Consider the following 21,426-nt stretch of genomic DNA (forward strand, 5'->3'; position numbering starts at 1 on the left):
GATGCCTATCTTCTTTGCGAAGAAACGGGGACGCTCAGCAACGACTGAAAATGGTCTCGGAATCCACTCAGCTGGACCTATATACTGGCGAGACAGATAGTCTCCGTCCCCTTTCCGCTGCCAGGATCTTCGATGACTGCCACGCCTCCGCTCTTTCAATTCGACAACACATACGCTCGCGAATTGCCGGGCTTCTACGTTGCCTGGGAAGGAGCAAAGGTGCCGTCTCCCGCACTTGTGGTCTTCAACGAGGATCTGTCGGAGGAGCTCGGCCTGAATGCCAATGCGCTCCAGACCGCCGAGGGCGTCGCCGTTTTTGCCGGACTTCAAAGTCCCGATGGAGCGTCTCCCCTTGCACAGGTTTATGCGGGTCATCAGTTCGGCGGCTTTTCGCCGCAACTGGGCGACGGCAGGGCACTCCTGCTTGGCGAAGTGATCGACAGACATGGAAAACGGCGCGACATTCAGCTCAAGGGGTCAGGCCCGACCCCGTTTTCGCGTGGCGGCGACGGCAAGGCTGTTCTTGGCCCGGTCCTGCGTGAATACATCATGGGCGAAGCCATGCACGCGCTTCGCATTCCCTCCACGCGTGCGCTTGCTGCGGTGACCACGGGCGAAACGATTTACAGGGAAGGACCCAAGCCAGGCGCTGTCCTCACCCGTGTTGCGAGCAGCCACTTGCGGGTCGGCACCTTTCAGTTTTTCGCAGCTCGTGGCGACACGGAAAAGGTTCGTCAATTGGCTGACTACGCCATCGCACGTCATGATCCGGACTTGTCTGATGCGGAAGACGGATACCTGAAACTCTTTGTTCGTGTGATGGAGCGCCAGGCAAACCTGATTGCACAATGGGTGCTCGTGGGCTTCGTGCACGGTGTCATGAACACGGATAATACGACGATTTCCGGCGAAACGATCGACTATGGACCCTGCGCATTCATCGACACCTATGATCCGGCTGCCGTTTTCAGCTCGATCGATCACCAGGGGCGCTATGCGTTTGGCCGTCAACCGTCCATCGCACAGTGGAACCTTGCCCGCTTGGCCGAGACCATCCTGGCATTGATCAATCCGGACGATCTCGACAAGGCGGTTGAACGTGTAAGCGACGAGCTCGCACGCTTTCCGGAACTCTACAAATCGGCCTGGCTGGATGGCATGCGCGCCAAGCTTGGTCTCACCGGACGCGATGACGGCGACGAACAACTCGCAGAAGCGCTTCTCACTCAATTGTTCCAACACAAGATAGACTACACCCTGTTTTTCCGCCGGCTGTCCGGCGCTGCAACAGGTGCACGCGAACCGGTGACACAGCTTTTCGCAGAGCAAGATGGCATCAGTGCCTGGCTCTCGAAATGGACCGAAAGACTGGAAAAAGACAGTCGGAGCACTGAGGAAACGGCTGAAGCAATGAACGCGGTAAATCCGGTCTACATCCCCCGAAATCACAAGGTCGAAGAAGCCCTCGTAGCCGCAGAAGACGGCGACCTCGCGCCCACGGAAAAACTGTTGGAGGTACTTGGCTCGCCTTTCGAGGAAAAACCGGGCCTCGCCGAATTCGCCAATCCGGCCCCGAGTGAATTCGGGCCTTATCGGACATTCTGCGGAACGTAAATTACCCTTGACCAGCTCCCTTCCCGGCCAGTCTCTCAACCAGGAACATCATCTCACGATCCATCTCGTCGTCCGGCAGGCCGACAAAACGTTCTTCAAGACTGATGGCCACAAGCCCATGAAGCGCCGCAAAGCATGTCCGCGTTCGAACCGAGAGCTTCGCGTCGTCTAAGCCGGGATCCAGCTGTTTCAACGGTCCTGCGATAAAGGCCAGCAAATCGACTGTTCCCTGAATATGGCTCTCGGGGGCTTCCCGTCCTTCCGGCAACTGATGCGTAAACAGCGTCTTCCACAAATTGCGATGGTTCCGGGCGAACGCCAGATAGGTGCGCGCGAGCGCCTTCAGTTGCTCTATCGGGTCTTCAATCCCGTCGACAGCCTCTGACATCGAAGTCTTGATTCGGCCCAGCGTCACGGTATCGACAGCGGCAATCAGGGCATCCTGATCCTCATAGTGTTTGTAGACAGAGCCGACCGAATAACCAGCCTGCGCCGCGATCTTGCGAATTTGGACCGCCTCCATACCGCCGTTCTCGATTGCACTGATCGCCGCTTCCAGAACCCGTCTTTGGGTCTCTTCGCTTTTTGCCTTCTGTCGTCCCGTCATTAATCATATCTCGCACTTAAAAGTGAACTCAGTTCATTTTTTTCTTGACCTAACGCATTCGATGTGGCTTTGTCAAATAATGAACTAAGTTCACTTTTTGGAGGTAAGATGTTAGAGCCGCTTGTTTCGCACCTGAAGGCGCTGCTGGATGCAGGCGCTGACAAACGTCAACCGTCCCTCGCCTCGCTTGGCGGGAACCTGCGTGACGCTGCCGCATCAGTTCGCGCTGCGCAGGCCGCACTTGCCAAAGCCAAAGCGGAGCAGCAGCAGGATAGAAATCGTCTCAAACAGATTTCAGCATCCATTGAAGACCTGGAAAACAGGGCGCGCATCGCCTTGCTCAAGGGTGTCGACACGCTCGCCCACGAAGCTGCAGAAGCGATTGCAGTTCTTGAGGACGAGAAGTCCGAGCTGGAAACAGCAATCAAACGCTTCGACGAAGACCTTGTCGCTCTGACCGACCAGTTGCATCGCGCACAGGGAAGACTACGCGCCCTCAAGCGCGGCGAACGCACAGTCGCGGTTCGCCAGCAAATCAACAAAGCCCAGTCGCTTGGCTCCGTCGCCGGTCAGTCAGCCCTGACCAGGGCTGAGGACCAACTGGAAGACATTCTTGAACAGCAGGAAAAAGGATACCTGGCGGATAGGGCTTTCGCCGAACTTGCACCTGTGGATCAGCCGCAAGCCGTTATCGAAAAACTGGCGGAGGCCGATTGCGGCGTCCCGGTTCGCGTACGCGCAAATGACGTACTTGAACGGATCAGATCCGAACTTCCCCTTCTCATCGAAACAGACAAGTAGAAAGGAAAGACTCATGCAGGATTCACTTGTAAAGCACTCACACAACTGGATTATTTTCACATGGGCCAGTTTCGGCATCGCCGCGGTCATGATGGCACTCGGTATCTACAACCTTGAAGCCAGTTTTTCGGCCAAGGGTTTCTACACGATGTCCGCAATCATGCTTGTGCACACGGCAGTAACGCTCACCAAGACGCTCCGCGACAAGGACGAGTCCGAAAAACTGCACAACCGCCTCGAAGACGCCAAGACCGAAAAGCTGTTGCTCGACATCAACGGCCCCGAGCAGTCCTGACTTTCAATCGTAGTTCCCGGGTGGCCTTGAAAGGCCTCCTGGAAGGAGGTGACATTTGAGTAAGCCCCTTATCGTCTCGCGCCGGTTCGCACCGCTGTTCTGGACCCAGTTCCTGTCTGCGTTCAACGACAACTTCCTGAAGAACGCGCTGGTCTTCCTGATGCTGTTTCAAATTTCATCGACCGGAACGCAAAGCGGCGATGCCGGCGTGCTGATTGCAGCTGCCGGAGCCGTGTTCATTTCACCCTACCTCTTTCTGTCGGCACTCGGCGGCGAACTCGCCGACAAGTTCGACAAATCGAAAATGGCGCGGATCACAAAGGGGGTGGAAATCGGCGGTGCACTTCTGGCCGCTGCCGGGATGGCACTTACTTCCCTTCCCGTTCTCTTCACCGCTCTGTTTGTGTTTGGCGCAATGTCTGCCTTGTTCAGCCCTGTCAAATACGGACTGATTCCGGAACATGTCGCAGCCTCCGAAGTACCGCGGGCAAATGCCTGGGTTGAATCCGGCACCTTTCTCGCAATCCTCGGCGGAACCATTTCCGCAGGCCTTGTCTTTGCGACGAACGCACCGGTGATGGTGTTTGTGCCGCTCATGATCGCTCTGGCCTTGGCATGCTACGCCTCCAGCCGCCAGATCCCTAGTGCATGGCCGGCGGCGCCGGATCTGAAAATCGATTACAATATTATCACCTCTACATGGCGCATCTTGTCAGATCTCGCCAAAGACAGGCGTCTGTTCCGTGTCGCACTGATGAACGCCTGGTTCTGGCTGATCGGCGCGATGGTCCTCGCGCTGCTGCCTCTCATCGTCAAAGACACCTTGAACGGCCACGAACAAGCCGTGACCTACTTTCTGACAGTTTTCGCCGTTTCAATCGGAATCGGCTCGGCATTGGCCGCGTGGATCTCCGCTGGACGGATAAACCTGCTTCCAGCCCCTGTCGGTACATTGCTGATGGCGCTGTTTTGCCTGGACATCGCCTGGACGCTCTCCACGGTTTCAATTGCAGCTTCGCATTCAGGCCTGCTGGAGTTCTTGAGAGCAGATGGCGTCCTGCGCCTGACGATCGACATGGCGGGCCTTGCCATTTCCGGTGCGCTTCTGGTCGTCCCGACCTTCACCGCACTTCAGACCTGGGCTGCACCTGAAACACGCGCCCGGCGGATTGCAGGCGCAAATGCCTTGGGCGCTGCTATCATGACTGCCGGTGGCGCGTTGCTGGCCGGTGCACAGTCCGCTGGTATTTCCGTGCCTGTGATCATGGTTGCTCTCGGCGCACTCAATCTCGGCGCTGCTGTGCTGATGTACAGGAGCCTTCCGACCAACCCGCTGAGAGATGCCGTTTCAATCCTTTACCGTGCCTTCTTCCGTGTTGAAATCGAAGGTCTCGATAACCTTGAAAAAGCAGGGGAAGCGCCGATCCTTGCGCTCAATCACGTCTCCTTGCTCGATGCAGGGCTCGCGCTGACGCTGACTGAGAAAGTGCCGACCTTTGCGGTCGACTATGAAATTGCCAAGCGCTGGTGGGTGCGTCCGTTCCTGCACCTGGCAAACGCCTTGCCGATCAATCCGGCCAAGCCAATGGCAACGCGCTCGCTGATCAAGGTCGTGAACTCCGGGGAACCGATGGTGATTTTTCCCGAAGGCCGCCTGACCGTCACAGGTTCGCTCATGAAAGTCTATGACGGTGCCGCAATGGTTGCCGACAAGACCGGCGCGATGATTGTGCCGATCCGCATCGACGGCCTTGAAAAGACGCCCTTTTCCTACCTGAACCCATCGCAGATCCGCAAAAGCCTGTTCCCGAAAGTGAGGGTGACCATCATGGAACCGAGAAAACTGGAATTGCCGGACGACCTGAAAGGCCGCAAACGCCGCGCCGCTGCCGGAAGCGAACTCTACGAAGTAATGTCAGACCTGATGTTCGAGACAAGCCTTGCCGAAGACCAAACCATTCTGGACCAGGTGATCGCGACAGCCAACGAGCGCGGCCTGTCGGAGGTTGCCCTGGAAGACCCGCTTTCAGGGACACTGAGTTACGGAAAGCTCCTGACGGGGGTCTCGGTGCTGGGCCGCAAGATCTTGAAGTTGACCGCGAACGAGGAAACGGTAGGTGTCATGCTGCCGAACGCCAACGGCTCGGCGGTAACGGTTCTTGCCGCTATGTCCGCCGGCAAGGTTCCAGCCATGATCAACTTCACCGCCGGTCTGGAAAACGTGCTGTCCGCGTGCCGGACGGGGCAGGTCAGGACGATCCTCTCGTCTCGTACATTCATCAAGCAGGCAAAGCTCGAAACACTGGTCGATGGGCTCGAGCCGCATGTAGACTTCATCTGGCTGGATGAGTTGCGCAAGGAAATCGGTCTTCTGGACAAGCTTCGAGGGCTGGTGTCGCGCAAACGTCCAATCGTCCGGCGTACCGGAAGCGATACGGCCGTTATCCTGTTCACGTCCGGTTCGGAAGGCACACCGAAAGGCGTTGTCCTGACGCACAAGAACATTCTGGCCAATGCCACCCAGGCAGCGGCCCGGATCGACTTTTCGCCCTCCGACAAGGTCTTCAACGTCCTGCCGATGTTCCACTCGTTCGGCCTCACGGCGGGCACGATCCTGCCGCTGATCTCGGGCGTGCCGACCTATCTCTATCCTTCTCCGCTGCATTACCGGATCATTCCGGAGCTGATCTACTCGTCCAACGCGACGATCCTGTTCGGCACCGACACGTTCCTGAACGGTTATGCGCGGGTTGCCCATGCCTATGACTTCCGTTCGCTCCGCTATTGCTTCGCCGGTGCGGAACCTGTCAAACCTTCCACCCGCCAGACCTACATGGAAAAGTTCGGCCTGCGTGTTCTGGAGGGCTATGGCGTCACTGAAACCGCGCCGGTCATCGCGATCAACACCCCAATGTTCAACAAGCCGGGTACGGTCGGCAAACTGATGCCGGGCATGACCGCGCGTCTCGAGCCTGTACCGGGTGTCGAGACAGGCGGCCGGCTGTTCGTATCGGGGCCAAACGTGATGGTCGGTTATCTGAAATCCGATAATCCGGGCGTGATCGAACCGCTGGTAGATGGCTGGCATGACACCGGCGACATCGTTGATGTCGACGAGGAAGGCTACATCACCATCAAGGGCCGTGCGAAACGCTTTGCAAAGATCGGTGGTGAAATGGTGTCCCTGGCCGCCGTCGAAGCCATTGCGGGTCAGGTCTGGCCGGATCATTTGTCGGCCGTCGCCGCTGTCAAGGATCCGCGCAAGGGTGAAAAACTGATCCTCATCACCGAATGTCCGACCGCCAATCGTGCGGACTTTCTGGAAGCCGCCAAGGCACGTGGTGCTCAGGATCTGATGATCCCGGCAGAAGTCAGAACTGTCCCTGCTGTTCCTGTGCTGGGATCCGGCAAGATTGACTTCGCAGGAGTTACGAAGCTGGTGAACGATTCAGATATGTTTCGAGACGCCGCCTAAACCATGAATGGAGGTGCGTCGGGCCAGACCGGCGCACTTCTTTCTTGCCCTTTTCTGCCTCGTGCGACTAGTCTCCGGCAATCAGCCTTAGGACCGAAGCATTTGCTCGCACACAGGAACAGCACCGCATGTCTGCACCAGCCTATGACGACCAGAACGTCTTCGCCAAAATCCTGCGTGGAGAGCTTCCGAGCCACAAAGTATTCGAAGATGAAATGACCCTGGTCATTATGGACATCATGCCACGTGGTGACGGGCATATTCTGGTGATCCCGAAAGCACCTTCCAGGAACATTTTCGACATCGAAACCACCGATCTGAACGCCGTCATGGCAACCGTCCAGAAAATGGCACGCACGGTCGTCAAAGCCTTCGACGCGGACGGAACGACCATTCAGCAATTCTCTGAACCCGCGGGCGGTCAGGTGGTGTTTCATACGCACGTCCACATCATTCCGCGATTTGAAGGCGTGTCGCTGAAGCCGCATACCGGAGAGATGGCGGACAACGACCTTCTCGCGAAACAGGCGGATCAAATTCGCGCTGCGCTCGACTAGAGCGTCCGCCGGCAAATCCGATGCCAGAAGACACTGCGCGCCTGTTCACGTTCCAGAAGACGTGCATGATGGATCTCTTCGATGAAGACGGCTGCTATGTACCGTCCTGGGAAGGCACCGGTGCGCGCGGCAATCATCGGGTCGCTTATGAGTATGTCAGTGAGCACTTGCGCCACATCGGCCTGTCTCAATGTCTGGCACCACCTGTGTGGACCTTCGAAACTGCGCCGGAAGAGCTGGACCTGCTCGCAACAATGCTCTTTTCCGAACACGAGCTGGCCCAGTCAGACTTTGTCACTCTGGAGCTGGCGGTCCCCGAGAAAACCATATTGCGAACGTCTTACGGCGCGTGGTGTGATCTTTACTTCGATTGTCTCGAAACGGGCCGGATTGAAGATGACGGCAAATGGCTCGATTGCGACCCCGCCAATGACGATCAGCCCTATACTGTCCAGGCCATAATCTCCTGCATTCGAAAACAATGGATCGTCAGTGTCGAACCACTCGTCGTGGCGGAAGTCTGAGAGCCATAAACCTGAGTTTCACGCAACGCCTGCAGCCTTTGCCGCTTCATCCTGTTCCTTGGCAAGGTTCTGATCTTCCTGAAGAACCTTCACGGCCGCGGGTCGCTCGAAGAAGCGAGCCGTGTAGTCTTTGAATTCATCGAATTCGGGCACAATGCCGAACATCATGCCCCATCTGAGACCCATCGCCCAAAGGACATCGAGTGCTGTGATCTTTTCGCCCAGAACGAAGGTCTTGCCCGTAAGTTGCGCACGCATGTTCTCCACGACCGTCTCAAAACTGCCATAGGGTGACATGGACTGCGGCGGCTCTTCCCGCTTGAGCGCCCGGTCCACCAGTGCCGGTTCGAAACACGATGCCATATAGACGAACCAGCGCAGGTAAGGCCCGCGCAACGGGTCGTCGAGACCTGGCGTGAGCCCTCTTTCCGGAAAGAGATCCGCCAGGTAGAGATAGATCGCGACCTGTTCCGTGACGACGGCATCGCCGCGCCGGACAGTTGGAACCTTACCGGCCGGATTCAGTTTCAAAAAACCGGGTTGCCGGTTTTCTTCCAGTTTGACGTTCAGGACATTCAGGGTGTACGGCGCGCCGAGTTCTTCCAGGAGAACACGAACACCCGTTGCACGGGTCTGGGGCGCGTAAAAGAGTTCGACCTGTTCTGCCATGTCACTCTCCAGTGCTCGGTGAGACAGTCGATCTCTAGCCTACCCTATCAACCAGCCACCAGCCACCGATCAAGAAGGCTTCTGCGGCCAGGACGCCGACAATGACCTTCTGCCGGGACAGGAAAAAGGCCGCAAATCCGGCACAAGCAGCAGCGATACGCAGCCACATGGGTGTTTCCCCCAAGATCCCTTGCGGGAACAGGATCAGCTTGGAGATGAGGCCGGCTACCAGCGCTGTTGCAACGCAGCGCACCCAGATCAACAGCTCACTGTCTTCGCGCAGACGCCCGCTGGCAAAGACACCGATCCAGCGCCACACGTCCGTCGCCAGCCAACCGGCTACCAGGATCATCACATAAGGCCACCACCAGGTTTCCATCATGATGTCACCGCTCATCACAGGCCTCCGCGGAGGATTTTCATCCCGAAGAATGTCGCTGTGCCACCAACCAACCCTGTCCAGAGAAGATCAAGGCCCGGCAGAAAGAGGAAGAACAAGGGCCCAAGCACAAGACCGACCACCATTGCCGCCTTGTCGACAGTCAGGCGCGCCGCGCCCCAGAGCGAACAGAGAAAATAGACCGGTGTCAGAAGCACCAGCGCGCCGGCAACGACATCGGGCAGCCGTTCAACTGCCAGATAGGCAATCCCCGTCATGCAGAAGACGAAGGACGTCACAGCAGAACCGAACCCGGTAAAATAAGGAAGGCGTGCTTCGCGCGGCAGCTCCGGAAGGGTGCGCATGGCAAACACCCAGGCGGTGACCGCCACGAAATGCGAGGCAATCAGAAGATGCCAGTTCTTGGTCTTTCCAGGAACCTTCACCATGGGCATAAGGGCCATCGTCATCGGCATGAGACGAACGGAGGCAAGCGCCACGGCAATGGACGCAGGGATCAGCCCCATGCCCGACGAAAGCGCTCCGGTCAGAACGACAATAGACGGTAGAGCCCAGATGAAACCGGTCATTGCAAGAGTTTCTGCGAGCGACAGGCCGGTCTCCCGCGCCAACCCTGCAAACCCGACAAAGGCCGCAGTGAGGATCAGAGCCGGGATTGATATGGCTGCACGTGCACCCAGCAGAAACCACTCTCTGCCGGATTTGGGCGGATCTTCAGACGGCTTTGACTGCGCGGTCCCTTTGGGAACGGTCATTGGAAGAGAACTCAGACTTCAGATAATAAGGCAGCCTTACATTTTTCGGTGTTTTGTGTCCAGAGCCGGACAGCTACAAGCGAGAATTCAGCACCGCTTGAAGACGCTATTACTTTGTCAACGATGGCAGCACGGCACCACAACCCCTGCCCGCATTTCGCCTAAATTACCACACTAGATTGAGATTACTGAATGGTGACTAGAGGGTTTCAAAGTGGCAAAAAGTTTCTTGATTCAGTTTCTGTATTTCACGGTGTTTTTGGCAGTCGCGAGTGGTACGGAGGCCGAGGAACCGGTGTTGGTTCCAAATTGCGGAGGAGCGTACGATCTGTGCGGCTATGTCGAACAGCGCTCCAAAGGGCTTCGAATTCCACATTCGTTTCAGGATGCAGGACAGTTCAGCGAGGGTCTTGCAGCCGTCAAGATCGACGAAAAATACGGCTATATCGACCGCACCGGCAAAATGGTGATTTCTCCGCGCTACGACCTTGCCGGGTCGTTCGAGAAAGGACTTGCGGAAGTCTTCACCGGTCAACTGGCCGGTCTGATCGACCAAAGCGGGAAATATGTTGTCGAACCGCAGTTCGGGCGTCTCTTCCGCTTCACTGGCAACACCTTTCTTGTCACAGACTCACCCCGGTGGCGCGATACCGATGCGGCATATAAGTTAAGTCAGCAAATTTCGGTATATCAGGAGCGCGAGAACCGCTTTGGACTTTATCATATTGAAAACGGCCGGATTTCGGACAAACGCTATTTCATCAAAAAGTTTGACGATTTTTCCCGTGGCTTGATCTGGGCCTCTGAAAACGAGCTCAAGGACGCCAAATTTGGTTTGCTGCGTTCAGACGGGACATGGCAGATCACACCACGATACCGCTCGGTTTCGCAGCCGTTTAATGGCCTCGCCACCGTCAGCGGTTATCCCAGAAAGGATGGCGACCCCACCCTGTTTGGAGCCGTGGACGAAACCGGAGAACTGGTAATCCCGCTGAAATTCGGTGGTGTTGGATACCCTAATGGTCAATATGTATCGGTACGCAAGCCAGGAACGGAAAACAGGTACGGCCTCGCTTTGCGCAACGGAAATCTGCTTTCCGGGCGCTACTTCGAGAAGGTTTCAATTCCAAGAGACGGCCGGCTTCCGCGTGTCCTAGAGGGAAACCGGTGGTACAGCGTCACCCCGGACGGCGAACTCGTCACCGACGAGCGAAACGGATATGTTCACAAAACCTGCCCGGGCGGGCTGAAACTGTTCGAACAACATGGGTTTCTTGCCGTTTCCCATCCGAAAGTGCCGAAGACGTTTGTCACCAGGCAATGGGGCGATCATGTCTTGCACTCAGACCGTGGGTGTAAAAATCCTTGGTCGCTCACCTTCGGCAAAGGGCAACACAAGATCATCACACAGGATGGCCAGATATTTCCACCCACAGGCTGGTTTGACGGAGAAGTCAAGTTCCACGACGAAATGGCTGCCGTTTCGTTGAATGATAAAAAGGGGCTTATAGACCAGGCGGGCGCTTACGTCATTCCTCCGGTCTACGATTTCGTCGCTGAGGAACGCGCGAAAAAGCCGGTCGCTGGGAAAGAAAGCGGCACTGGTGAAAGTTCCAGGATCTACATGGTTCGCTTGGACGGGCGCATCTTCTGGATCGATTCCAACAACAACGAAATCGAGGTTTATGAGGAACCGCCGATATTACCCGAGAGGGAGAAGATCCTCATTTGCGGGGGTGCGCTTCAAAGATTCGAGGAAAAGGGACGATGGGGCATGAAAGGGCCTGACGGCGAAACACTGATCGGACCACGATATGTCGCTCTGACATGTTTCAAGCGCGGTTTAGCCTGGGGTGTTCCTTTCGACCTGAACAAATGGTGCCCGATAGCCCCGGACGGGGAGGAAACGGAGCGTTCCCTATGCCGTGACCACATCAAGGTCACTGACGGTATGAAGTCCCGCCCGGAGGATCTTTCGAGAGATCCCTTTCTCAATAGTCTTCTGTGGCTGCGCGCCCAACTCGACTACGCCCAGGGCAAGCGGCTTGTCCCGCCGCGTGAGTTAAGCGCCTCATCGTATTAGACCAGCCATAGGAGCGAAAATCGCACCTCGCCTTTGACACCTATTGTTGCTCAGACACAAAAGTGATGGGTCGGCATTGGCGTTGACGAACAAAAAACCCCGGACGTGTTGTCCGGGGTTTTGCTTATCAGAACCTGCTTGGGCTCAATCCGCCAGCGGCACTTTCGGTACGAGGCTTTTCTTGGAGGAACCGCCCTTCCCGCCACCTGACGACTTGGACTGCTTCGCTGCCGTTGCTTTCGCGGCAGGTTTGCGGCGCCGTTTCGGTTTTGGCTTGGCTTCCGTCTTAGCTTTGGGCTTGGGCGGTGTTGCCCGCTCCTCGACGCTTTCAAGCAGCAGCCCGTTGCCATCTTCAGAGACGGACACCTTGACCATGCCGCCCTTTTTGAGCTTTCCGAAGAGAACCTCGTCCGCAAGCGGCCGTTTGATATGCTCCTGGATGATGCGCCCGAGTGGCCGTGCGCCCATCTGGTTGTCATAGCCCTTGGTCGCCAGCCATTTAACGGCATCTTCGGTCAGCTCGAAGGTCACGTTGCGGTCCGCAAGCTGAACCTCAAGCTGCATGACGAATTTCTCGACCACCTTGTAGACCACTTCCATCGGCAGGTTGCCGAACGGAATGATGGCATCGAGGCGATTGCGGAACTCCGGCGTGAACAGCTTGTTGATCGCTTCCGTGTCATCCCCTTCTCGCTTGATGCGGTTGAAGCCGACCGGCATTTTCGCCATGTCGGACGCACCCGCATTGGTGGTCATGATCAGGATGACATTGCGGAAATCGACCTGCTTGCCGTTGTGATCGGTGAGCTTGCCGTGGTCCATCACCTGCAGCAGGATATTGAAGAGATCCGGATGAGCCTTCTCGATCTCGTCAAGCAGCAGCACGCAGTGTGGATGCTGGTCGACGCCATCGGTCAGAAGCCCGCCCTGGTCAAAACCGACATAGCCCGGAGGTGCACCGATCAGGCGTGAGACCGTGTGGCGTTCCATGTATTCCGACATATCGAACCGGATCAGTTCGACACCGAGTGAAGATGCCAGCTGCCGCGCCACTTCTGTTTTACCAACACCGGTCGGGCCGGAGAACAGGTAGCTGCCGATCGGCTTGTCAGGCTCGCGAAGGCCAGCCCTGGCGAGCTTGATTGCAGATGCAAGCGTTTCGATCGCCGAATCCTGGCCGTAGACAACCCGTTTCAGATCCTTGCCGAGATTTTCCAGAACTTCTGCGTCGTCCTTGGAGACAGACTTTGGCGGGATCCGAGCCATGGTTGCGATTGTATTCTCGATCTCCTTGACCCCGATCGTCTTGCGGCGGCGTGCCTCCGGTACAAGCATCTGCGACGCACCGGTTTCATCAAGCACATCGATCGCCTTGTCCGGAAGCTTCCGGTCGGAGATGTATTTCGCCGACAGTTCCACAGCCGTCTTGATGGCGTCATTGGTGTAGCGCACCTTGTGGAAGTCTTCGAAATACGGCTTCAGGCCCTTCAGGATATCAATTGCATCCGGAATCGTGGGTTCGTTCACGTCGATTTTCTGGAACCGGCGAACAAGCGCCCGATCCTTTTCGAAGAACTGACGATACTCCTTGTAGGTCGTCGAGCCGATGCAGCGGATGGCACCTGATGCCAGCGCAGGCTTGAGCAGATTGGACGCATCCATAGCGCCCCCTGACGTGGCCCCGGCACCAATGACCGTGTGGATTTCGTCGATGAACATGACGGCGCCCGGAAAATCCTCGATTTCCTTGACGACCTGTTTCAACCGTTCCTCGAAATCGCCCCGATACCGTGTTCCCGCCAAGAGTGCTCCCATATCGAGGGAGAAAATCGTAGCGTCCATCAAGACGTCAGGCACATCTTCATTGACGATCCGGTGCGCAAGTCCTTCTGCAATCGCTGTCTTGCCGACGCCAGGGTCGCCAACGAAGAGAGGATTGTTCTTGGAGCGCCGGCACAGGATCTGGATCGTGCGCTGAATTTCGCTATCGCGGCCGATGAGCGGATCGATCTTGCCGCTAACGGCCTTTTCATTGAGGTTGACGCAGTAGGCCTCAAGAGCATCGGTCTTCTGATTGGATTTCTTTTCGCCTTCAGAACCGGGAAGGATGTCTTCCTCGTCCGCTCCTTCGACGGGCCGGGCTTCCGACATTCCAGGACGCTTCGCGATGCCATGCGAGATGTAATTGACGGCGTCGTAACGCGTCATGTCCTGATCCTGCAGGAAGTAGGCAGCATGACTTTCGCGTTCGGCAAAGATCGCGACGAGCACATTGGCGCCCGTCACCTCTTCTCTGCCCGACGACTGGACGTGGATAACCGCGCGCTGAATAACGCGCTGGAACCCGGCTGTCGGCTTTGAATCTTCGTCACTGTCCGTGACCAGATTGTCCAGTTCGGTTTCGATATACTCCAGCAAATTGCGCCGGATCGTGTCCAGGTCCACGTTACAAGCCCGCATGACGGCTGCCGCGTCCTGATCGTCCAGCAGCGCCAGCAGAAGATGCTCTAGCGTGGCGTATTCCTGCTGACGTTCGTTCGCGAACGCCAGTGCCTGATGAAGGGCTTTTTCAAGACTGCGTGAGAAAGAAGGCACGTACGTAAGTCCTCACTTTTTTTCCATGACGCATTGCAAAGGATGCTGATGTTTGCGAGCAAAGTCCATCACCTGTGTCACTTTGGTTTCGGCGACCTCGTAGGAAAAAATCCCACATTCTCCGACACCATGATGATGCACATGCAGCATAATGCGGGTCGCTTCTTCCCGATTCTTCTGGAAGAAGTTCTCTACAACATGAATGACAAATTCCATCGGCGTGTAATCGTCGTTCAACAGCAGCACACGATAGAGATTTGGCCGCTTTGTGATCGTTTTCGTACGGGTAACGACAACGGTTCCGGCGTCATCACCGTCATCGTTGTAGTCTGAACCCGCCGACATTGCCGTATCTATCGCCTCTATCATTCCGGCTATTACCAGTGTCTTCAGGCCGGTACGTGTGACGCATGACACCCGAACCGGTTGTTGGTTCCGCAGAATGTTGCCCTGCGGGATTTACGTCTTAATGGGTAATCCTGCCGCGCAAGCCTCGCTGGCGCAATGGTCGATTTCATCAAGATTAAGGTGAACGCCCTGTTTGAAGCAGAAGCGCTACCGTCATTGACGAATGTAGGTGTCTGAAAAACGATTAAAAGGTGGGACCGAAGGCCAAATCCGCGTGATCTGGAATTCAATTCCTGTCGGACGTCAAAATGTGGGCATATCTGTCCAAATACGAAAAAACCCGGCTCGCCTGAACCGGGTTTTAGCAAAGAAACGTCGTTTAACGGCGTGAAGAGGCTTACTTAGCCATTTTGCCGAGAACGCCTTCATACGGCTTGTATGCATCTTTGGACATGTCGGTGACCATTTCGCCGAGCTTGGTCATTTCACCGACAAAACCTTCGTAGCTGGTTTTGACATAGTCAGCCTGAGCTTCGAAAGCTTTGTCCAGAGACTTGGAAGCAACCAGCTTTTCCACCGCAGCAGTACCTTCTTCGAAGGACTTCTTCTGGTAATCGGCTACTTCAGCTGCAATCGCCTGGAAACCTTTGCTCATCGTACCGAAAGATTCCATGGCCATGTCCATGTTGTCTTTGCTCAACTTCTGGAGATCTTCAAAGCTGTTCATCATCTAACTGCCCTCATCCGGCGGACCGGGTGCCAGGGCCTGTTTCAACGACCCTAATAGGCTGCCGGCGCGCGCATCGCGTTACCTACGGGAAATCGTCGTAATGCACTGCACAATAACTGTCAAGATGATTTTGCATTGCAGCAACAACCATTACGAGAAATTAATTTTTACAATCCCATAAGGCGAAAATTGTACTGCTTACACGCCCCCGGAGCACCGTCATTCTCATATGTTTGCGACACATGACCTAGAGCCTTTTGAAGCTGCTCACTCTATTCAAAGAAGGCACATCATGTTACAGCGACTCCGCGATACGGCGCGTTAACATCCTGTTTAGCAAAAAATCCAGATTTCCAATGTATCTAGTGAGGAAATACTATGAGCGTAGAATTTTTTACTTTACAGCCGATTTTAACCATTAGTTAACTCTAACAAAAAACACTTTTTTAAAGTGCTTTTTCAGCAATCCATTTACACATTCGTAACCGTGATTCCATCAAATGGGACTTACGACGAGGGGCGCCGATTTGAATCGCAGGGGGATGATTCAACGGGCAAACCTTCAGACAGAAACGTGTGACCCGGAATGGGATAGTAACTGTGTTTGGTATGCGTTTTCTTCGCAAGACAAGAATATTCGCCAGAGCGGGCAAAATACTGGTCCTCAGCGCTCTGGCGCTCAGTCTCCCTGCAGCAGCCTTAGCCAACCCCAAATACGCGGGCATTGTCGTCGACGCCAAGACCGGCAAGACGCTTTATGCTTCGTCCGCTGATGCTTATCGCTACCCGGCTTCGCTGACCAAGATCATGACACTGTATGTGGTCTTCGAGGAACTCGAAGCCGGCAGGCTGTCCCTCAGCTCACGCTTGAAAGTTTCAAAATACGCCGCTGGCAGGCCGCCGTCGAAACTGGGCCTGAAGGCTGGTAAGACCATCAAGGTCAAGGACGCTATTCTCGCGCTCGTCACGAAATCGGCCAACGATGTTGCGACGGTCGTTGCTGAGAACATCAGCGGATCGGAAAAGAAGTTCGCTGAACGCATGACGCGCACAGCACGCTCGCTCGGGATGAAAAAAACAACATTCCGGAACCCTCACGGACTGCCAAACTCCGGACAGCGCACCAGCGCGAGGGACATGGCGACCCTGGGCCGCGCGATTCAGGAACACTTCCCGCAATATTACGGGTACTTCAACACCCGTTCTTATAAATACGGCGGACGTACCTACGGCAACCACAACAAGCTGCTTGGCCGCGTCAAGGGTGTGGATGGAATCAAGACCGGTTACATCAGGGCTTCCGGTTTCAACCTTGTCACGTCGGTAAACCGGAACGGACGTCAGATTGTTGCAGTGGTGATGGGCGGAAGATCAGGTGCCTCCCGCAATGCGCAAATGACAAAGCTGATCAACCGCTACCTGTCAAAGGCGAGCCGCGGCAAGAAAACCGTGCCGGCGATCGCCAAAGGTGGCGCGGCGCCGATTTTTGTTGCAAGTGCTCTGAAGAGCCCGCCTCTTCCGCAAGCCAAGCCGGGAAGCCAGCCTGCACCCGCCACCGGGTCACCGATGGTGCTCGCATTCAACTCCTCGGCCAAACCAGCCGCAGCAGTGCCCGCACCGGCTCCTACGCCACAGTCGGCAACGTCAGCAGCGGCACAACGGCCAACAGTTCCAGGTTTCGGCGAAGCCGTTCCCTTGCCCCCGAAACTTGTCAAACAGCGCTTTGACGAGACCTTCGCTGTGGCGACGGCACTGCCTCCGATCCGGCGCGAAAACCAGGATCTTGACCTGACCACGAATTCAGTCTCCAGCAAGGTGTTGCTTGCGGCGGCACAAGAAAAGACGACGCGTAGTGCAGGTGCCGCGAGCGCACGGCAAAATCAGCCGGCGCCGCCCAAAACGATCACGGTCAAAACCGTTGCCATTGAGACGGTACCTGCTCCCGAAGTTGGTTCAAAACCCGTCAAAATCGCAACCGCTTCCGCAGCATCTCCGATCGCGGAAAGCCGTGGGGATACGGTCACGGTTGCCACCAGCGACAGACCCGACATCGAGCCGGGCTGGCAGGTTCAGATCGCCGCATCAGAAACGGAAAATCAGGCTGTGGCTCTCCTGAAGAAGGCCAAGGCCCGGACAGGTGCAGCCCTGCGTGGCCGCTCACCCTATACCGAACCTGTTGAAGCAAACGGACAGACGCTATACCGCGCGCGTTTCGTTGGCTTTGATACGAAATCGTCCGCCCGAAGGGCATGCAGAACACTCAAAAAGGCAAAATTTGCCTGCTTCGCCATCTACCAGTAACTGCGTAACGGATGCCGTCAATGTCTTCTGAGAAGCGTGTCTTTAGCCTCGTTGATTTTCGCCGCGAGGAAACCGGATCCTCCCTTGTCGGGGTGAACCCGCAGCATAAGCCGGCGATGCGCGGCTCGAATTTCCGCGTCCCCGGCATTGGGCGAAAGCCCCAGGATCTCGTAGGCCTCCTCATCTGTCATGGGGCCAGAGCTCGGCGCGCTTCCTTGCCCCTCTGTTCCATCAGACTGGAAGTGTTCACGCCATCCGGCAAGCCGGCGGTCGAGATAAGCTTCGACTAGTTTACGGCTCTGTTCGTCCTGCGCGCATTCCAGCCAGAATGAATGCAGGTCTAGCTCGGACAAATCGTCCAGCATTCGGCCTTGGAACCCGCCGGCCAGAACACTGCCGGTCATTGCCCCGGTGTCGTGGTCCAGTTCCATTTCAACCATTGCTGTGCGAACGCGGGAACGTTGACCTGATGCCTTGTTTGGCTTGTATGTACCCGTAAGTCCTCCAAGGCCCGCAACACCCAGCAGAGATAATCCAAACCCGATGAGCGGTATTGCGAACATGAATCGGCCGGTGAGCATGAAAATGCCGCCGAGAACCAGCAGCAAAATACCACCATATCTGCGCATCTTACGCGCAAGATCGGCCGGGTTGGCTTGCACGAAACCGCGTGCACCAAACACAACGGCCAAAAGCAATATCAGTCCAATCAGAAAATAAAACATCAGCCAGGCTTGATTTGCTGCAGCAGCAAGCGGGCGCCCTGCCCGCCTTTCTTTTCAAGTGCCTTGAGCGCCCCGTGACCACCGCTTGCAAACACAGCAACCGCTTTCAGAAGCTCGGCGAGCTGCTGCGCCGACCCGGCATCAAACGGACAGTAGGCACCATTCGTCAGGCGCGCCATTTCGCGGAAAGCCTGTTCGGCGACGCCGTCGCGGCCCTCCTGGAACAGGAACATCGGCACACCCAAGAGCCCGAGTTGCCCGGCCCTGTCACACAAAACGTCGACATCTTCTTCCATGCAATCGCCGACATAGACAAGCGCAGCGACCTTGTCTTCTGCAGCAGAGTTCAAAGCGGCAGTGAGCACTTTGCCGATTTGGGTGCGACCGCCCTGTACCGAGATGCGGCTCATGGCCTTTGCAAGCTCGTCGCTGCGTTCGAACCAGCGCGAGGCGCGGCATTCACCGAAGCCTCGAAAATACACCAGCTTGATTTTCAGGCCACCGATCTGTCCCGCTTCCTGAAACATTTCAGCTTGGATGTGACACGCCCTGTCCCACGTGGGCTGGCGGCTCATTGTCGCGTCCAGTGCGAAAATAAGCCGGCCACCGCTTCCCGATTGCGGTTTGATTTCCTTTGCTTTTGCCAGAAACGCCGAGATGTCGTCGGATGCAGACGGAACCTGTGCGTTCCGCCTGACGAGCGTCTCCTTCATGTCGTCCCGGTCTTTTGCCATCCCGCCTGGTCCTTGTCGCAGTCTCTGAAACTGAAAGTGGGCATGTGAGCACTTTTTGGCAAGTTTGATGCAGGACCCTAAAGGAGGCAAAGCTCAACAAGGTCGCGGCGCATACCGTCGGGCATCGCCCGCGAATCCCCCGACATTCGCATATCAGCAGGTGCGTCGGCTGCCTTTAGGTAACGCCAGCCTTGAAACGGCCGTTTAGGCTGGTACCGCGTCGTGATGAGCCTGGGCTCAAGTACGAGGTCGCATCTCTTGACCCCGGCGTCGTCGGTGAATGGACGAATGTCGATCAGGTGCTGCCGAACCTGTATCTTGCCCTTGATCACCCAGTAGAGAGACCCGCCGTCCAGAAGCTCGTCCCTGCGCGTGGGGACCATGCGTGTTGTGTGCGTGGTCACCTCTTCCCGTCCGGCAAGCCGGGCCTGCTCGACGCGGTAATCAATCCATGCCTGAAGCGATTCCGCGCTGTCAGCGCCCACGCAAAGTTTCACGAGATGCAAGGTCATACTACTGACCTAGCAGGCCTGACCACCGCGTCAAGAACGCCAAGGCAAACGGTGGTGGATTGTACACAGGAGCGCACAGCAAAAACTTGCGCGCACCTTCAGAACAGGGTTCTCTTTGAAGATGGACGTGTTCGTGACCGGTGGCACGGGTCTGATCGGTGCCGCTGTTGTGAAAGAGTTGCTTTCGAAAGGTGTCCGTGTCGTTGCACTGGCGCGGTCCGAGGCTTCCGCTGACAAATTGCGTGCGCTCGGCGCAAGTGCCTTTCCGGGAGATCTCAAAAGCGCGGAAAGCTGGGTTGGCCGGGCCGCGTCCTGTGACGCTGTCATTCATGCTGGTGCGATTTTTTCAGAAGACATGGGGCGTGTCGACCGCCTATCCATGCTGTCTCTCAAACAGGCTGCAAAGCACAGGAAACAGCCGTTAAAACTGATATATACCGGCGGCATCTGGCTCTTTCCATCCTTGGGAGACAACCAGACCATTACGGAAAAGACGCCTTTCGAACCGCTGACGGCCTTCCGTTTCATGGCGGAAACAATCCGGACCCTGTCTCATGGAACGGATCTTAATCTTGTCGTGATCCATCCGGCGCTTGTCTGCAGCCTGTTGGCTGGCCCGATTGCTGAGATGACGACCGCGCTCAAGAGCGGCACCCCTTTCAGAACGCGCGCAAAGCCGGAAACGCTTTGGCCATTGATTGAGGTCAATGATCTGGCAGCCCTTTATGTCCAGGCGCTGCAGCACGCCCGCTTCAGAATGACCCTTATGGCGGGCAGCATCTCAGGCATTCCGGTTCGTCATCTGGCGTCGCATGTGTCCGCAAGGCACGGACTGCCATTGGAAATCGAAACGGTGAAAGCAGATAGTTCAATATCGCCCGAGACCGACTGGAACGCAGGCTACGCGCTCTCCCAAAAGATCGATGTCAGTCACGCGCAACGGGCAACAGGCTGGCAACCCTATTTCTCAACGATTGAGGATATGATCGTTTCATTGTCTCGATAACGGTCAGAAAGTTCTTCCGGCAGTTTCGTCGCACGCATCAGTTTCTTTAAGAACCTGACTTAGACTATCGCGAATGACAATTGGGTACCAAGAATGAAAAATCTTGTCGTCGCACTCTTTGCTTGCGTGATCCTTGCCTGGCCCGCAGCAGCTGACCAGCTCTTGCCGGGCGGCGAATTTCAGATCGTCAATACGACGGGCTTTATCGAGAAAGACGGACGTCGGACGCCGCTTCCAGCGGACACGGGGACAGCCAAAGTCGATGTCACCCATCGCGCCAACGGCACATTGTCGCTACGGATAGGCGAAACGGAAGCCCTGTTATATCCGGTTGAGGCGGGCCTTGCCGGGCTGACCTGGAACGCCGACGACACAAACGTGCTGCACGGAACAGATTTTCAAGCGCTGAACGGATCACAGCCGCTTGAAACCATACCGGTGTGGGGTGCCGATCTGGCGTGGCCGGGACTTGGTCTGGCACGGCTCGTCGTAATGCCACACGGTCCGGAGGGGTATGCGGGTTTCCTGATCAGCTATCCAGAAGGAAAGACTGTCGTTCGACAGATGGAATTGCAGCAGGTTTTCGGTCCACTGAACCGTCCGCAATAAGCGAGCGCCTTGCGTTGAAATCCTGAAGGCTGTCGCAGAAACACAAAAGGCGCCGCCGGGGGCTGCGCCTTTTTCTGAAAGTGTCC

At 56.2% G+C, this 21,426-nt stretch carries 20 protein-coding genes; 10 read left to right on the forward strand and 10 right to left on the reverse strand.

What is annotated here, in order from left to right; translation table 11 throughout:
• Positions 1 to 132: 132 nt before the first annotated feature.
• A complete protein-coding gene (locus tag ABVF61_RS00850; protein ID WP_353991655.1) occupies positions 133 to 1,614 on the forward strand; it encodes a protein adenylyltransferase SelO in 1,482 nt (493 codons plus the stop codon).
• A gap of 1 nt (position 1,615) precedes the next feature.
• Here the strand turns inward: ABVF61_RS00850 and ABVF61_RS00855 are convergent, their stop codons facing one another.
• Positions 1,616 to 2,221 carry a TetR/AcrR family transcriptional regulator gene (locus ABVF61_RS00855; protein WP_353991656.1) on the reverse strand — a complete coding sequence of 202 codons (606 nt, stop codon included), beginning with the start codon at positions 2,219 to 2,221 and terminating at the stop codon, positions 1,616 to 1,618.
• Between the two features lie 108 nt (positions 2,222 to 2,329).
• Here ABVF61_RS00855 and ABVF61_RS00860 point away from each other — a divergent pair, with 108 nt between their 5' ends.
• The 5 genes from ABVF61_RS00860 (at position 2,330) to ABVF61_RS00880 (ending at position 7,873) form a co-directional block, all read left to right on the forward strand.
• Positions 2,330 to 3,022 (forward strand): PspA/IM30 family protein, encoded by a 693-nt coding sequence (locus ABVF61_RS00860; RefSeq protein ID WP_353991657.1) that lies wholly within the window; start codon positions 2,330 to 2,332, stop codon positions 3,020 to 3,022.
• 13 nt (positions 3,023 to 3,035) lie between these two features.
• Positions 3,036 to 3,317: a YiaA/YiaB family inner membrane protein gene (locus tag ABVF61_RS00865; RefSeq protein WP_353991658.1), complete on the forward strand. Its 282-nt coding sequence runs from the start codon at positions 3,036 to 3,038 to the stop codon at positions 3,315 to 3,317.
• A gap of 55 nt (positions 3,318 to 3,372) precedes the next feature.
• Positions 3,373 to 6,792 (forward strand): acyl-[ACP]--phospholipid O-acyltransferase, encoded by a 3,420-nt coding sequence (locus ABVF61_RS00870; RefSeq protein WP_353991659.1) that lies wholly within the window; start codon positions 3,373 to 3,375, stop codon positions 6,790 to 6,792.
• A gap of 128 nt (positions 6,793 to 6,920) precedes the next feature.
• Positions 6,921 to 7,349: an HIT family protein gene (locus tag ABVF61_RS00875; RefSeq protein ID WP_353991660.1), complete on the forward strand. Its 429-nt coding sequence runs from the start codon at positions 6,921 to 6,923 to the stop codon at positions 7,347 to 7,349.
• 20 nt (positions 7,350 to 7,369) lie between these two features.
• Complete coding sequence (locus ABVF61_RS00880) at positions 7,370 to 7,873, forward strand: hypothetical protein (RefSeq protein WP_353991661.1); 504 nt, start codon at positions 7,370 to 7,372, stop codon at positions 7,871 to 7,873.
• 18 nt (positions 7,874 to 7,891) lie between these two features.
• Here ABVF61_RS00880 and ABVF61_RS00885 read toward each other — a convergent pair whose 3' ends face one another.
• The 3 genes from ABVF61_RS00885 to ABVF61_RS00895 are packed head-to-tail and all read right to left on the reverse strand — an operon-like array spanning position 7,892 to position 9,697.
• Positions 7,892 to 8,542 carry a glutathione S-transferase family protein gene (locus ABVF61_RS00885; protein ID WP_353991662.1) on the reverse strand — a complete coding sequence of 217 codons (651 nt, stop codon included), beginning with the start codon at positions 8,540 to 8,542 and terminating at the stop codon, positions 7,892 to 7,894.
• Between the two features lie 34 nt (positions 8,543 to 8,576).
• Entirely contained in the window at positions 8,577 to 8,939 is a 363-nt protein-coding gene (locus tag ABVF61_RS00890) for an AzlD domain-containing protein (RefSeq protein WP_353991663.1), read from the reverse strand.
• On the reverse strand, positions 8,939 to 9,697 hold the full coding sequence (locus tag ABVF61_RS00895; protein WP_353991664.1) for an AzlC family ABC transporter permease: 759 nt from the start codon (positions 9,695 to 9,697) through the stop codon (positions 8,939 to 8,941). Before ABVF61_RS00895 ends, ABVF61_RS00890 begins: the two co-directional genes overlap by 1 nt.
• 229 nt (positions 9,698 to 9,926) lie before the next feature.
• Between ABVF61_RS00895 and ABVF61_RS00900 the strand changes: the two genes are divergently transcribed.
• Positions 9,927 to 11,780, forward strand: a complete 1,854-nt coding sequence (locus tag ABVF61_RS00900; protein WP_353991665.1) for a WG repeat-containing protein — start codon at positions 9,927 to 9,929, stop codon at positions 11,778 to 11,780.
• Positions 11,781 to 11,924: 144 nt separating this feature from the next.
• On the opposite strand, the gene clpA is transcribed toward ABVF61_RS00900, so the two are convergent.
• The 3 genes from clpA to ABVF61_RS00915 form a co-directional block, all read right to left on the reverse strand.
• Positions 11,925 to 14,375 carry an ATP-dependent Clp protease ATP-binding subunit ClpA gene (gene clpA, locus ABVF61_RS00905; protein WP_353991666.1) on the reverse strand — a complete coding sequence of 817 codons (2,451 nt, stop codon included), beginning with the start codon at positions 14,373 to 14,375 and terminating at the stop codon, positions 11,925 to 11,927.
• Positions 14,376 to 14,387: 12 nt separating this feature from the next.
• A complete protein-coding gene (clpS, locus tag ABVF61_RS00910) occupies positions 14,388 to 14,720 on the reverse strand; it encodes an ATP-dependent Clp protease adapter ClpS (RefSeq protein WP_353991667.1) in 333 nt (110 codons plus the stop codon).
• Between the two features lie 400 nt (positions 14,721 to 15,120).
• Positions 15,121 to 15,453: a phasin family protein gene (locus ABVF61_RS00915; RefSeq protein WP_353991668.1), complete on the reverse strand. Its 333-nt coding sequence runs from the start codon at positions 15,451 to 15,453 to the stop codon at positions 15,121 to 15,123.
• A 609-nt stretch (positions 15,454 to 16,062) separates the two neighbouring features.
• Here ABVF61_RS00915 and ABVF61_RS00920 point away from each other — a divergent pair.
• On the forward strand, positions 16,063 to 17,754 hold the full coding sequence (locus ABVF61_RS00920) for a serine hydrolase (RefSeq protein ID WP_353993650.1): 1,692 nt from the start codon (positions 16,063 to 16,065) through the stop codon (positions 17,752 to 17,754).
• A gap of 17 nt (positions 17,755 to 17,771) precedes the next feature.
• Here the strand turns inward: ABVF61_RS00920 and ABVF61_RS00925 are convergent, their stop codons facing one another.
• The 3 genes from ABVF61_RS00925 to ABVF61_RS00935 form a co-directional block, all read right to left on the reverse strand.
• Positions 17,772 to 18,479, reverse strand: coding sequence for a DnaJ domain-containing protein (locus ABVF61_RS00925; RefSeq protein WP_353991669.1), 708 nt, complete (start codon positions 18,477 to 18,479; stop codon positions 17,772 to 17,774).
• Positions 18,479 to 19,213, reverse strand: a complete 735-nt coding sequence (locus tag ABVF61_RS00930; protein ID WP_353991670.1) for a vWA domain-containing protein — start codon at positions 19,211 to 19,213, stop codon at positions 18,479 to 18,481. Before ABVF61_RS00930 ends, ABVF61_RS00925 begins: the two co-directional genes overlap by 1 nt.
• A 77-nt stretch (positions 19,214 to 19,290) precedes the next feature.
• A complete protein-coding gene (locus ABVF61_RS00935; protein ID WP_353991671.1) occupies positions 19,291 to 19,725 on the reverse strand; it encodes a DUF1489 family protein in 435 nt (144 codons plus the stop codon).
• A 133-nt stretch (positions 19,726 to 19,858) separates the two neighbouring features.
• Here ABVF61_RS00935 and ABVF61_RS00940 point away from each other — a divergent pair, with 133 nt between their 5' ends.
• Together ABVF61_RS00940 and ABVF61_RS00945 are read left to right on the forward strand one after the other, a co-directional pair.
• Positions 19,859 to 20,731, forward strand: a complete 873-nt coding sequence (locus ABVF61_RS00940; RefSeq protein ID WP_353991672.1) for an NAD-dependent epimerase/dehydratase family protein — start codon at positions 19,859 to 19,861, stop codon at positions 20,729 to 20,731.
• Between the two features lie 93 nt (positions 20,732 to 20,824).
• A complete protein-coding gene (locus tag ABVF61_RS00945; protein ID WP_353991673.1) occupies positions 20,825 to 21,340 on the forward strand; it encodes a hypothetical protein in 516 nt (171 codons plus the stop codon).
• Positions 21,341 to 21,426 lie beyond the last annotated feature (86 nt).

The organism is Roseibium sp. HPY-6, assembly GCF_040530035.1.
Taxonomy (GTDB): domain Bacteria; phylum Pseudomonadota; class Alphaproteobacteria; order Rhizobiales; family Stappiaceae; genus Roseibium.